9 protein-coding genes are annotated in these 14,502 nt (G+C 55.4%); all 9 read left to right on the top strand.

Annotated elements, in window-relative coordinates; all coding sequences use genetic code 11:
* The first annotated feature begins 10 nt into the window (after positions 1–10).
* The 9 genes from AC6R19_RS09815 to AC6R19_RS09775 all read left to right on the top strand — a co-directional run bounded on the left by AC6R19_RS09815 (position 11) and on the right by AC6R19_RS09775 (position 14,468).
* The gene (locus AC6R19_RS09815; protein ID WP_500579625.1) at positions 11–2,479 is read left to right on the top strand and encodes a glycoside hydrolase family 2 TIM barrel-domain containing protein; all 2,469 of its coding nucleotides are present in this window, start codon (positions 11–13) and stop codon (positions 2,477–2,479) included.
* A gap of 53 nt (positions 2,480–2,532) precedes the next feature.
* Entirely contained in the window at positions 2,533–3,621 is a 1,089-nt protein-coding gene (locus tag AC6R19_RS09810; protein ID WP_500579624.1) for a glycoside hydrolase family 62 protein, read from the top strand.
* A gap of 45 nt (positions 3,622–3,666) precedes the next feature.
* A complete protein-coding gene (locus tag AC6R19_RS09805) occupies positions 3,667–4,716 on the top strand; it encodes an alpha/beta hydrolase (RefSeq protein WP_500579623.1) in 1,050 nt (349 codons plus the stop codon).
* 22 nt (positions 4,717–4,738) lie between these two features.
* Positions 4,739–6,331: an alpha-L-fucosidase gene (locus AC6R19_RS09800; RefSeq protein WP_500579622.1), complete on the top strand. Its 1,593-nt coding sequence runs from the start codon at positions 4,739–4,741 to the stop codon at positions 6,329–6,331.
* Positions 6,332–6,593: 262 nt separating this feature from the next.
* Positions 6,594–8,126: a hypothetical protein gene (locus tag AC6R19_RS09795; protein ID WP_500579621.1), complete on the top strand. Its 1,533-nt coding sequence runs from the start codon at positions 6,594–6,596 to the stop codon at positions 8,124–8,126.
* Between the two features lie 194 nt (positions 8,127–8,320).
* Entirely contained in the window at positions 8,321–8,839 is a 519-nt protein-coding gene (locus tag AC6R19_RS09790; RefSeq protein WP_500579620.1) for a WD40/YVTN/BNR-like repeat-containing protein, read from the top strand.
* Between the two features lie 40 nt (positions 8,840–8,879).
* On the top strand, positions 8,880–11,297 hold the full coding sequence (locus AC6R19_RS09785) for a dockerin (RefSeq protein WP_500579619.1): 2,418 nt from the start codon (positions 8,880–8,882) through the stop codon (positions 11,295–11,297).
* A gap of 334 nt (positions 11,298–11,631) precedes the next feature.
* A complete protein-coding gene (locus AC6R19_RS09780; RefSeq protein WP_500579695.1) occupies positions 11,632–12,405 on the top strand; it encodes a polysaccharide deacetylase family protein in 774 nt (257 codons plus the stop codon).
* Positions 12,406–12,554: 149 nt separating this feature from the next.
* Complete coding sequence (locus AC6R19_RS09775) at positions 12,555–14,468, top strand: glycoside hydrolase family 97 protein (RefSeq protein ID WP_500579618.1); 1,914 nt, start codon at positions 12,555–12,557, stop codon at positions 14,466–14,468.
* The last annotated feature ends 34 nt before the right edge of the window (positions 14,469–14,502 follow it).

Genomic DNA, 14,502 nt, shown 5'->3' with positions numbered 1-14,502 from the left:
GGGAAGGATCATGATGTCTACCGAATTGAGGTCTTGCCGTCCCTACTCCGCTGTCTGCGTTGTGATTGTCACTGGACTTCTTTCGATCCTTGCACCTCGAAATGTGGTCGCGGAAGAGCGGGTACTGTCCCATGGCTGGCGGTTCTTCAATGGAGATGCCGCAGGTGCCGAGAGGACGGATTTTGACGATCGCAAGTGGAAAACGGTTGTCGTTCCCCACGACTGGTCGATCATGGATCGGGCGGGAACGGAATCCCCCTTCGATCCCGAGGCGGAGAGCGGCCAGGATTCCGGCTACCTGCCGGGTGGAACGGGCTGGTACCGCCGGCAGTTCACGCTGACCGGGGAGGAGGCTGCGAAGAGCATAAGGCTTAATTTCGGCGCCGTGTATATGGATGCCGATATCTGGGTCAACGGTCGGCACCTGGCATCCCATCACTATGGCTACACCGCCTTCACGGTTGACTTGGCGAACAAGGTGCGGGCTGGACGCAATGTTATTGCCGTGAGAGCGCGTCATGAAGATCCGTCATCCCGCTGGTATGCCGGTTCCGGAATTATCCGGCCAGTTACACTGGAGATACTGAACTGCGTTCATATCGATCCGGATTCCGTCTTTGTCACCACCCCAGTTGCGACAGATAAGGTCGGCAAGGTCAAGGTGAGTGCCCAGGTCAATCACTGTAGGACTGGTGCCCGGGACGCGCTCCTTTCGTCGCGAATACTCGATGGTTCCGGTGCGCTCGTAGCCTCGACGCGCGCAGAAAAGCGGCACCTGTCCGGCAAGCCCTCTCCTTGGGAGCTGTCTTTATCCATCGAAGATCCATCCCTTTGGTCGCTGGAGAAGCCGAATCTGTACACCCTTGTCCAGCAGGTTCAGGTTAATGGGCGTGTTGTGGATGAGCGTCGAACAAGATTCGGTATTCGCAGCATAACGATGGACGCGAAGAATGGCTTGCGCCTCAACGGCAAGCATATTGAGTTGAAGGGTGGGAATATCCACCATGACAACTACATGATTGGCGCCGCCGGGTTCCCGGATGCCGATGCACGGAAAGTGCTTTTGATGAAGCAGGCCGGATACAACGCTATTCGCAATGCGCACAATCCCGCCAGTCAGGCGACACTCAACGCGGCGGATGAGCTGGGGATGCTCGTCATCAACGAGGCTTTCGACAGTTGGAACAAGCACAAACGCGCAAAAGACTACTCGCGCGTCTTCGCCACTGACTGGAAGGCAGACATCGACAGCATGGTAATCAGCGGTCGGAACCACCCCAGCGTGCTGTTCTGGAGCATAGGAAACGAGATCCCTGAACAGGGCACGCCTCTGGGGATCGAGACGGCAGAAGCACTGGCCGAGCGTGTGCGTGAACTCGACCCCACCAGACCGGTTACGCAGGCTGTCAGTATTGACCCACCCGAAAGTGCGGACCAGTACGCCGTCACGGATGTGGCTGGATACAACTACCGGTCGCATCTGTTTGAGAGCGACCATGCCGATTATCCGGACCGCGTTATGTATTCCTCCGAGTCCCTGCCCAGGAATGCCTTCAAGGTCTGGCAAACCGTCGAGGACATGCCCTGGGTGATTGGCGACTTCGTATGGACGTCAGTCGACTACCTCGGCGAAGCCGGGATCGGCTGGATGGGTTATAGCCAGGACTGGCAGAAACTCGGGCCCTATCCCTGGCATCTGGCGTACTGCGGCGAAATCGACGCAGCGGGGCGGAAACGTCCCGCGGCCTATTATCGCGAAGTACTCTGGAAATCCGGACTCAACCCGATTTCGGCCTTTGTCCAGCAGCCGGAAGGCACAGCTGACTTGCCTGATCGCCACTACTTCAGAATCGAGCCTTCCCACCTGGATTGGTCACTGGAAGACGTCCACCCGAGCTGGACATGGCCGGGACAGGAGAAAAAAACCCTGACCGTCTTCGTATATTCCGAGTATCCCGAAGTTGAACTTTTCCTCAATGGCAGGAGCCTTGGGCGCAAAGCCGTGGGGGAAGCATCGGAGTACAAGGCCGCCTATACAGTTCCCTACCAACCGGGATTGCTGAAGGCGGTAGGTTATAACCAGGAACGAGAGGTCGGAATCTGGGAATTACGGACAGCAGGGTCACCGACTGCGGCAAAAGTATATACAGATCGCCATATGCTGCGGGCAAACGGCCTGGACCTGGCCTATGTATCCGTCGAACTCACAGACCAGAATGGTACGCCGATCTACGCGCGAAATGATGATCGCATTGTCGATATCCAAGTGGAGGGGCCGGCTGAGCTTATCGGCGTAGGAAATGGCAACCCCATGGATGCCAGCAGCTTCCAATCCGGACGCGAGAAGACTTTTCACGGCCGGGTCGTCGCTGTCGTCAGGGCGGGCACAGAGCCTGGCCAGGTCACCGTGCGCGTGACAGTGGAAGGGCAGCCGGAGCAGCGACAAGTACTTCACGTAACGTCGTCTGATCATCGCTAATGGATCACTGACGACAGTGGATAACAGTTGGTATGAGAATGGTAGTAAAACGAATGAAACCGGAACAGAAAAAGTATCTTAAGGGAATCTCCACGGCAATCGTGGCACTTGGTGCGACCTGCCTGACTGCATGTGCAACGACTGAACAACCAAATCCTGATCACGCGACGACATTTCAATGGGAGTCCAGTAACCCATTGATCCTGTCGCCAGCTGATGACTCGCAAAAGTACTACGGGGTCAAAGATCCATCGATAGTGCACTACGATGGAAGATACCACGTATTTATGACCACCGCCGGAAGCCAGGGCTGGGCTGTGGCCTATACCTCCTTCCACGACTGGGAGGATGCAGCAAAGGCGCAGATTACAAGACTGGACAAATCGCCGATGGGTCCGGGGTACCGGGCCGCACCACAGGTATTCTATTTTGCCCCCCAGAAACTGTGGTACCTGGTCTACCAGGGCGGCGACCCGCTTTATTCAACCAGTAACGATATCAGCGATCCACTGTCCTGGAGCGCGCCGACGCCCTTCTTCGAGACGCCACCCGAGATTGTAAAGCATGAAGATGGATACAACATGTGGTTGGACTTCTGGAATATCTGTGATGATGAAAACTGTTATCTCTTCTTTACCAACGACAACGGAGATTTCTTTCGCGCGGAGACTCCGCTGGAACAGTTTCCGAACGGCTTCCATAACACCACGCTGGTAATGAAGGGTGATACGCGGGATGACCTGTTCGAAGCCAGCAACACCTACAAGATTGCCGGCGCAGATAAATATCTCACCTTGATCGAGGCCATAGGTCCGAAGGGACGCTATTTCCGCGCATGGACGAGTGAAAACCTCGCCGGCGATTGGCAGCCCCTGACGCCCGCCCCCAAGAACGTATTTGCAGATGCCGGCAACGTACATTTCGAGGGTCGCGCCTGGTCCGAAGGCGTATCCCACGGAGAAATGATCCGCGCATCCTCAGACCAGACCCTGACCATTGATCCCTGTAGGCCATTGCAATACCTATACCAGGGCCTGGATATGCAAGAAGGAAAGACATACGAGTACATAGAGCTGCCTTACAAGCTGGGGATTCTGACGGCGTCCTCGTCCAACCCCATAAGCAACCTGTGTAAACAGTAGTCAGGGAAAACTGGCGTACAAAAATTCCACAAGGGAACGATAGCCATGATATTCCAATTAAAGTGGTCACTTTCCATTCTCAGCCTACTGATGATTTCCGGCGCACGCTCTTCGTGGTCCGTCGCCCCGCCTGCTGTCGAAGGCGCAGAGCCCGTAGTCATTGAGTACGTAAAGGTGCCTGGCCCTTCCCTGGAGGGAAATCTGGAAGGCGAAGCTACCGATCGCGATGTCATCATCTACCTCCCGCCCGACTACGACAAAGATCCGCAGCGTCGCTACCCGGTGATCTATGCACTGCACGGCTACAGCATGACCAGTAAAAGCTTTGCCGGCCTGCTCAAAGCCCCGCAAACCCTGGAGGGGGTCTTTGCCCTCGCCACCCCGGGCATGATTGTGGTAGTGCCCGATACGCAAACCCTGCACAATGGGTCTATGTACTCCAGCTCAGTAACCATCGGCGACTGGGAGGGCTTTATCGCCGATGATCTGGTGCACTACGTCGATAAGCACTATCGAACGCTGCCCGGCAGGGAAAGCCGCGGCCTCGCCGGCCACTCCATGGGTGGGTACGGAACCATACGCATCGGCATGAAGCGTCCCGATGTTTTCGGGGCGCTCTACATAATGAGCCCATGCTGCCTGTCCGCGCGTGATGCGCCACCTGCGGAGGTCCTGTCACAACTCACAAGTCTGAAAAGCCCTGACGACGTCAATCATCTGAGTTTTCTGCCACGCGCCACCCTTGCGGTGGCGGCTGCCTGGTCGCCGAACCCAGAGCGCCCGCCTTTTTACCTTGACCTGCCGCCAGCTAACGGTGCGGATACTCAGGCGGTTTTGTCCCGTTGGGCAGCCAATGCTCCCCTGGTTATGGTCGATCAGTACAGCTTTAATCTTCAGCAGTATCGGGCAATCGCCATGGATGTGGGGGATCAGGACTATTTGCACAAGGATGCCTCAGCGCTTTTCCAGCGCATGGAAGAGCTGGATATAGAGGTTTCATTTGATATCTACAAAGGTGACCACGGCAATGCGGTTGCCGATCGATTCCAGGATCATGTTCTGCCTTTCTTTGGCCAAAATCTGTTATTCGAATAAATTTTCTGAGAGGAAGTACATTATGAATACACGAAAAAGTGCATTATGGACTGCAAGTTTACTTGCGCTATCCATAGCTCAGACCCCAATTTCGGCTCACGCAAATAATACGGTAACAGATTCCTCGACTGTGGATAAGTCGCGGCAGTTAGACAAGAAAAACTACAATATTCCCTTAATTAAAGGACCTTTTGATTCCTCCGCCGAATCCCTGAAAAAGTACCAGACACCCGAATGGTTTCGTGATGCAAAATTTGGCATATGGGCACACTGGGGACCCCAGGCTGTACCACGTGCCGGAGACTGGTATGCCCGCAATATGTATATCCAGGAGTCTGCGCATTACAAGCATCATGTGAAAAACTACGGGCATCCATCAAAATTCGGGTACAAGGATATTATCCCATTGTGGAAGGCCGATAAATTTGATCCGGATGCATTGATGGATTTATACGCCAAGGCCGGGGCCAAGTATTTCGTCAGCATGGGCGTGCATCACGATAACTTTGATTTATGGGATTCCAAACATCATCGATGGAATGCTGTGGATATGGGCCCCAAAAGGGACATCGTGGGTGACTTCAAAAAAGCGGCGGAAAAGCAGGGATTACGCTTTGGCGTATCGGAACACCTCGGCGCCAGCTATACCTGGTTTACACCGAGTCATGGTTTTGACCGACTCTGGACGCCGGACGCCTACAGCGCCTACGACGGAGCCGATCCCGAATATAGAGATCTGTATCACAATGGCGATGAACCGTTTAAATGGAAAAAGGAAACCTGGTACGCCAAGAACCCAGACTGGCATCAGGAATGGTTCGACAGAGTCTCAGACCTGGTTGAACGTTATCAACCCGATTTGCTTTACACCGATGGGGGGATTCCATTCGGCGAAGTCGGGCGCACCCTGGTAGCCAACTTCTACAACCAGAACATTTCCACCCATAATGGCGACCTTGAAGCCGTTTACAATCATAAAGACCATGGTACTGGAGAATTCATTCGTGAGGCCGGGGTCCAGGATGTGGAGCGTGGCGTCATGTCTGACATTAACCCCCTGCCCTGGCAAACGGATACGTCTATCGGAGACTGGTACTACAGCGATGGATTTGAGTATAAACCCACTTCGCAAATAGTCCATATGCTCGCCGATATAGTGAGCAAGAATGGCAACCTGTTGCTGAACGTCGTTCAGTATCCTGACGGCAGTTTACCGCCGGAACCGCTTCAATTTTTGCGAGAAATGGCGGATTGGATGAAAGTGAATGGCGAAGCCATTTACGGAACCCGCCCGTGGACAGTCTACGGCGAGGGTCCTTCCGAGACAGCAGGGGGATCATTCAACGAAGGTACTTCCTACACTGCTGAGGATTTGAGGTTCACCAGTAAAGGGGAAGATCTTTATGTTATTACTTTGGGCTTGCCTAAAAATCAGGTCCGTGTCGACGCCTTGGGCCTAAGCTCACCGGTTGCTGATAAAAAAGTTAAATCTGTGCAGTTACTTGGTTATCGCAAACCTCTCAAATGGAAGCAAAAGGATGATGCGCTGATTATAGAGGTGCCGAGAAACCTGCCTAGCAAGCATGCCGTGAGTTTTAAGGTAGAGTTTATTTAAGGGGCCTCTGATGAACCTCATTCCGGCGCAGGCCGGAATCCAGGACCCCCAACTTCTCTGGGCCCAACCTACGCCGGGTTGGCGAAATGGACTTATTTAGAGATTCTTCAGTTTACTTGGAGAAGATACTAATAAGGCGGAAGGGAAGAATACCCCTCTCCCGGGACCGTATGAGGCAGGGATGCCGATTACGAGCGTACAGGGACGTATTCACAGCGTGTCCCGGGAGAGGGGTATTCTTTGCTTCCGACCCGGTAGTAAGATGATGATCAAAACGTTGTTTTTACTGTTGTCGATTATGACACTGTCATTGATGGGATGCGGCGGAGGGAGCTCCGGTGGTCCAGACCCCGATCCAGTGAGCGAATCCCCTACGCAACCTGAGCCTATGCCCGAGCCAACTCCGGAGCCCGAGCCAACTCCGGATCCTGATCCCGGTACCGCGGCAGAGGGGCCTTATACTTGGGGTAGCGTCGCTATCGGTGGCGGTGGTTTTGTATCCGGCCTGATTCCAAGTAAGACCGAATCCGATCTGTTGTACGCGCGGACAGATGTCGGAGGTGCATATCGCTGGAATGCCTTAACGGGCCGCTGGATACCTCTTATGGACTGGGTGTCTGAAGCGGACCTGGGCTATCTGGGTGTCGAATCACTGGCAATCGATGAATCCTCACCCAACAATCTTTATATTCTTGCCGGCACCAGTTACTTCAGCAGTGGCCGCACCGCTATTCTCAAGTCAACGGACTATGGCAAAACGTTTACGGTTAAAGAGGTTACGTCTCAGTTCCGTGCACACGGGAATGGAATGAGTCGCAATACCGGTGAAAAGTTGCAGGTCGATCCGAACAGCAACAACGTTTTATATACCGGTACTCGCTGGAATGGTATGTGGAAAAGTACCGATTCCGGTGAGAGCTGGAGCAAACTTACCGCTTTCCCGGTTGATACAACGGATAATGAAAATGGTGTTAGCTTCGTAGAGCTTGACACCCGGGGAGCTAGCACAAATACCTTGTATGCCGGAGTTTCGCAATACGACAACAACCTCTATGTCTCACATGACGCCGGTGCAAGCTTTACGCAGATTACCGGTAGCCCGACCGATTTGATGCCACTGCGTGCGAGGCTGTCGGACGATGGTTTTCTGTATATCACCTACGCGGACGGCTCGGGCCCGCACGGTCATTGGAGTCTATCCGAGCCAGTCGAAAATGGTGCAGTATACAAGTATGACACCAGTAATAAGCAGTGGACTGATATTACACCTGCGGGATTTACCGGTGCTTTTGGTGGTGTGTCCATTGATCCAAATAACCCGCAGCGCATTATTGTCTCTACATTAAACACCTGGCTGGAGCAGGCACAGGGTGAGTACGGTGAGCGATTCCTGATCACCACGAATGGCGGTGCAAGCTGGACTGACTTGATCGCTGAGAATGGCTATCAGCTGGATGATGACGGAAATGGCTGGATTAATGGTCGCTCAATCCACTGGGCTGGTTCCATTGAGTTTAATCCATTTAATACCGACGAAATATGGGTTATTTCAGGTAATGGAATTTTCCGGAATTCCCATATCAATGAAGCGCCCAGCACTTGGAAATTTGAGGTCCGCGGACTTGAAGAGGCCGTGCCACTTGAATTGACCAGCATTCCAGATGGTCCTGTTGTTTCAGTGATTGGCGATTATGACGGCTTTGTTCACTACGACGTAAAGAAGTACGCACCAACCCATAGCCCTTCTATGGGAACCACCACGGGGCTTGCGGTTGCGGCACAAATACAAATGTAATCGTTCGTGTCGGCAATTCAATGTATTACTCCAAAGATATGGGGAAAAGCTGGACGCAGACAGTCAGCATGAATGGATCCAAAGGTCGTGTGGGGATTAGTGCCGATGGAGCCGTGATTTTGCACTCGCCTGCCGACTCTGCAATCACATACCGCAGTGGGAATGATGGGAGCAACTGGTCGGAGGTCGGTGGCTTGAATATCACCAACGCACGTCCTACGGCTGACCCGGCTAATGTAAACGTTTTCTACGCATACGATCCGGCGGGAGGCTTTTGGAAAAGTACAGACAAGGGCATGACATTCTTCTTTCTCAGTGAAGTACCGGCCAATGGCGCGACTCGCCTCGCCTTGGCGCCGGGGCAGGAAGGGGATATTTGGCTGGCACTCAATGGCGGTGGTTTACGAAGATCCACCGATGGCGGTAGCTCTTGGATACAGATCGCCGGGCCCAGCTTTGTCGGTGCAGTGGGTATGGGTAAGGCGGCTCCAGGCAGCAGTTATCCCGTAGTTTATATCTGGGGGGATATTGATGGAGTGCGAGGCCTCTATCGATCTATTGATAAAGGTGCAAGCTGGGTTCGAGTAAATGACGATGCGCATGAATATGGTGGTCCCGCCAATGGTACTTTCGTAACCGGTGATATGAACGTTTATGGCCGTGTCTATATGAGTACCTCCGGTCGCGGCATTGTTTTTGGTGAGCCTTTATGAGTAACGAATTTTCCTGCAACACACTGGAGAGCATAAGAAGATGATCAAAACATTGGTTTTACTGGTGTCGGTTATGGCACTGTCATTGATGGGATGCGGCGGAGGAGGTTCCGGCGGTTCAGACCCCGAGCCGGTGAATGAGATTCCGCAACCTGATCCTATACCCGATCCGACCCCGGCCCCAGATCCGGACCCGGACCCAGATCCGGCCCCGCAGACTGCCGGTAATAACTGGACCAACGTCAAAATAGGCGGGCACGGTTATGTTCCGGGACTGGTTTTCCACCCGGTTACCCCGGATGTCTATTACGCGCGCACCGATATCGGCGGGGCCTATCGCTGGGATAAAGATACCTCGTCGTGGCATGCCATGACGGACGGCTTCGGCGTGACGGAAGCCAACTATATCGGTGCGGAAAGCATTGCGCTTGACCCCAACAATGATCACCGCGTTTATATGAGTACGGGGCTGTACATTGCCAATGGCAACGGGCGTCTCTACATTTCCTCTGACCGCGGTAACAGCTGGACACATACGGAGCTTCCCTTCCCGGTGGGCGCCAACGACCAAGGACGTGCCATTGGCGAGCGCATGATGGTAGACCCCAACCTGCCGTCGACCCTGTTCTATGGTTCGCGCACCGCCGGGTTGTGGAAATCCACCGATAGCGGCACGACCTGGACGCAAGTCACCAGCCTCGCTTCAACCGTCATGTCAAACGATACGGGTGTCACCCCCGCGGGTGTGGAATTTGTCGTGTTCGATACCGATACACTGGGCAGCGGATCGGCAACCCAGACGATCTATGTCGGCGTGGCTCCTGATTACGCCAGCGCAGCAGGCCTGGACAAAAAGGTCTACAGAACGACGGACGGCGGTGCTACCTGGGAAGGCATCGCAACCCCTGTTGACGGGGAAACCAATGCCGAGGGTGATCCCATTGATTACTTTATCCCGCACATGGTGCGCGCGGATGATGGTCGGTTCTATTTCGCATTCACTGGTTCCATGGGGCCTGGCGCTTCCGGACCCGGACGGCTTTACCGGTTTGACGGTGCCGACTGGACGTTACTGCGCAAAGTGGACCCGGGTGAGGGAGTAAACTTTGGCTATAGCGGTCTTTCGGTTTACGGCACGGGCAGTAATACCCGGATCGTCCTGGGCATCAGTAACTCCTGGGGTGAGTTTGAAGGCAAACCCGTCGTGGAGTTTTCGCAAGATGGGGGGATGACCTGGAGAGAGATTTCCAACGACAAACCCCATACGCCCGACGAACCTGTGTCGGGCTGGATCGATGACGTGGAGATAAACCCCTTTAATCCGGATCACGTACTGCACGTAACTGGCGGTGGCGTATGGGAGACCTACAATGCCACTGCCGCTGATCCGCACTGGAACAAGATGGTGGAAGGTCTTGAAGAAACCGCCACGCTCAACCTGACCACGCCGCCGGCGGGCGCACCCTACACGCTGTTGAATGCCTCGGGCGACATAGGTACGCATGTGCATACGGCACTGGATACAGAGCCCACCTTAACTCCGGACGGCGACCTAAAAATGGCCAATGGAGTCAGTGGCGACATGGCCTGGTCCGATCCGTCCTACATCGCGACCATTGGCACCAGGCATTGGGCCTTTGGCAGTGATAATCCGGCTGGCCGCTATTCGCGAGATGGCGGCTTGACCTGGTCAGCGTTCGGCTCGCTGCCCGAGGGCGTTGATCCTGGGAAAGGTTTACCCAATGCAAACAATATCGCGGTAGCGTCTCCTGACAACCTCGTGTGGTCAGTAGCCTTCAGCAAACCATATTACTCCACCGATAACGGCGACAGCTGGCATGAATCCAACCTGCCCGAGCTGGGTTCATTCGGTGTAGACCGCAGTTACCATGTGGCGGCGGATCGCCAGAACCCGAACAAAGTGTACGCCTACGACCACGGCGGGCACTGGTGGGGCACGCCCGGCAAGTTCTATTACTCAACAGACGGAGGCAAAACCTTCACCGAGAGTACAGATCCAACTTTGTCTCTTCGTGCAGGCCCTTACGCAGCAACTTCGCTCGCCGTCAATCCCAATGCGGAAGGTGACGTTTGGCTGATTGATGGCCATAGCATATTCCACTCCCTGGACTCCGGCGCGACCTGGGAAAAGCTGACGGTTACCCAGTCTATTTGGGGCGACAATGAAACCTGGAGCTACCCGGAAATTTATGGCGCGTCCAGCATTGCGCTGGGTAAGCCCGCCAATGGATCAGACTATTCGGCAGCGGTCTACTTGGTCGGTGTTATCGACAATGTGTGGGGCCTGTACCGGTCTGATGATATGGGAAGTAGCTGGGAGCGGATTAACGACGATGCGCATCAGTACGGCGGCATTGGCCAACTTGCCGCAGACAACAATATTTACGGCAGGGTGTATATCTCCGGAGTTGGGCGAGGAGTGATTTACAACTACTAGTAGGCTGTAGAAAAACATCTGCTAATCCGGGCCATGGATGGCTCGGTCGAAAATCAACTATTAGTGATCAAGTTCAATACTTGTACTACAGCACACTGAAAGGAATGACATCAAATGGAAAAAATTTTTCATTATTCATAGATCTCTTAATTCTTTCATCTAAATTGTCGCCTGTTTCGCAGACTGCACCAGCAGCACCATCCGACCGCCAAGGATGGGTTGGTGTTACAGATGGCGCGCTGGCGGTACTGGGTGATCCTGGATCGACATCCGTAATCGGACCGGTGTGTTTACGCTTGCATGGTGGTTTATGAAAAATTGGTCGTTGTCCGTAATGATATGCGGGTTTATTTCCGCTGCCACTCCGCCAGTGGTGCTGGCGCAGTCCAGTAGTGTGGAATCGGCGTGTGCGCCTGATGCCCTGGGCACCTCGCGTACCCTGACGCTGAAGCGCGAGTATGTGGGTTATGGCAGTGCGCAGTACGGCCGGCTTCCCCTGCAGCAGGGCGAGGTTGTGCTCACCTTCGACGATGGTCCGCTACCGGATACGCTGGACCGGGTGCTGAAGACACTGGCGGACGAATGTATCAAGGCAACCTTCTACATGACCGGCGCCAACCTGGCCAAGCATCCCGAACTGGGGCGGCGGGTGGTTCAGGCAGGCCATAGCGCGGGGCTGCACAGCTTTGCCCATCCGCCCCTGGCGTCGATGCCAGTGGCCGAACAGCTGGCCGACCTCGACAAAGGCCTGGAAGTCTTTGCTGATGTGTTCGGCAGTGAGCCGGCCAGCTACCGCTTCCCCTTCCTGGCGGAGACGTCGGCAATCCTGACGGTGCTCAAGGAAAAGCGGATCACCGTGGCCTCGACGGATTTTGGCATTAAAGACTACTGGCCCAATGACATGCAGGTCCCGGCCCTGGTGGGACGCCTGAAGGAAGAGCTGGACCGCTCGGGGGGCGGTATCCTGCTCATGCATGATGCGAATGGACCGACGGCCGACGCGCTGCCGGCCCTGCTCGAGGCTATCAAGGAAAAGGATTACAAGGTCGTGCACCTGCGCTGGGAAGGTGCCGACGCTACTCCCAGGCCGGCCAACTCCGACCTTTGAGCGCCAGATTGACCGGCGCACGGTGGCGTGGGCGCCGGCCAATGAATGAATGCCATTATCGCCATCGGGACAGGCAGATGGCGGTATCTCCTGCGTTGAAGCCGGTGGTGGCCACGCAGTACATGTTGATGTTTTGAGTAGAGAACATGATGAAAATGTATAGACTGAGTCTCCTGCTGGGCCTGGCTTTGGGCAGTAGCGCCGCGCTCGCCTTGCAGAGTCCAAACAAACAACTGGACGTGTCGGTGCTCGTCGATCCGGACAAGGTCCTGACTTACAGTGTCAGGCACAACGGCCAGCCGGTGTTGTTGTCTTCTCCGTTGGGGCTGAAGCTGGAAGGCGCGGATTTTTCGCGTGAACTTGAACTGGTGCACACCTCGCCGATCAAGACAATCACCGACCGCTACACGATGGCCGTCGGCAAGCGCCGTGTTATCCAGTACAAGGCGAACGAGCAGGTCTACTCGGTTGCGGATGCCGCAGGTCACAAGATGGACGTGGTCTTCCGCGTATCGGACGATGGTGTGGCCTTCCGCTACGTGGTGGCCGACGAGAAGCTCCCCACCAAGCGTTTTCTTGGTGAGGAGACCGGATTTGCTTTCAAGCCAACCACGCGCGCCTTCCTCCAGGCGATGACAGTCGCCAGGACCGGCTTTGGCAAAACCAACCCGTCTTACGAGGAGCGTTACCAAGTGGATATTCCGGTTGGCCAGCCGGCACCCATGAAAGCGGGCTGGGTCTTCCCGGCCTTGTTCAGAAGCGGTGATACCTGGGTGGCACTGACCGAAGCCAATATGGATGGCAGTTTCCACGCCTCACGCCTGGCTGTGGACTCCCCGAATGGTGTGTACCACATTGACGGGCCGACGCCGCTGGAGGTGTTCACCCATGGCAAACTGCTGGCGGAAACCACCGGCACCCTGACCACGCCCTGGCGCGTGATTGCGTTGGGCTCCTTGGACACCGTGATGGACTCCACCCTGGGCACCGACCTGGCGGCGCCGGCGATTCCCTTCGATACCAAACAGGTACAGCCTGGCCACGCGTCGTGGAGTTGGGCGTTGCTCAAGGATGGGGCCACCGTATTCGATGTACAAAAGAAGTTCATCGACTACGCGGCGGACATGAAATGGGATTACACGTTGGTGGATGCCGAATGGGACAAGCAGATCGGCTACGAGAAGGTGGCGGAGCTGGCCCGCTATGCCGGCAGCAAGGGTGTCGGCCTTCTCGTCTGGTACAACTCGGCCGGTGACTGGAATGAGGCCATGCAGACGCCGCGCACCAAGCTCCTGACCCACGCCTCACGGGTGCAGGAATTCGCACGCCTGCGCGAGATGGGCGTCAAGGGCGTAAAAATTGATTTCTTTGGCGGCGACGGGATCTCCATGATCCAGTATTACGTCGACATCCTGAAGGACGCGGCCGACGCCGGCCTACTGGTGAACTTCCACGGAGCAACCCTGCCGCGCGGACTGCAGCGAACCTACCCGAATCTGATGACGGTCGAGGCGATTCGTGGCCTTGAGTTCACGACCTTCGCGCAGACTGAGCACAATGCCGTTCCCGGGCACGTGGTCAATGCCACCATGATCCGAGGCCTGTTCGACCCAATGGACTTCACACCAATGGTGTTCGGAGACATCCCCAACATCCAACGCATTACCCGCAATGGTTTTGAACTGGCGCAATCGGTCCTGTTCCTGTCGGGCATCCAGCATTTCGCCGAAGTGCCGGAGGGCATGGCCACCGTGCCCGACTACGTCAAGGATTTCCTGCGCGACCTGCCGCGTAGCTGGGACGACAGCCGCTTCCTGGCCGGCTATCCGGATTCGCACGTCGTCATCGCGCGCAAGGCCGGTGAGCAGTGGTATGTGGCTGGCGTCAATGCCGAGGAAAGCGAGCGCACGATCTACCTGGACCTGTCCTTCATCGGCAAGCGCAAGGGCACCATGATCACCGATGGAGTAGGACAGCGCGAGTTCACCCAGGCCGAGCTGCGGGCCGGCAAGGCGCGGGTGACGCTGAAACCGCGTGGCGGCTTCGTCGCCGTATTTCACTGACCGTCGGCAGGCCGGCGCCACGGACTCCAGAATC

The organism is Microbulbifer sp. SE14, assembly GCF_059834885.1.
Note: the sequence above shows the minus strand (reverse complement) of the source record. Positions and strands in the feature narration are given on the sequence as shown.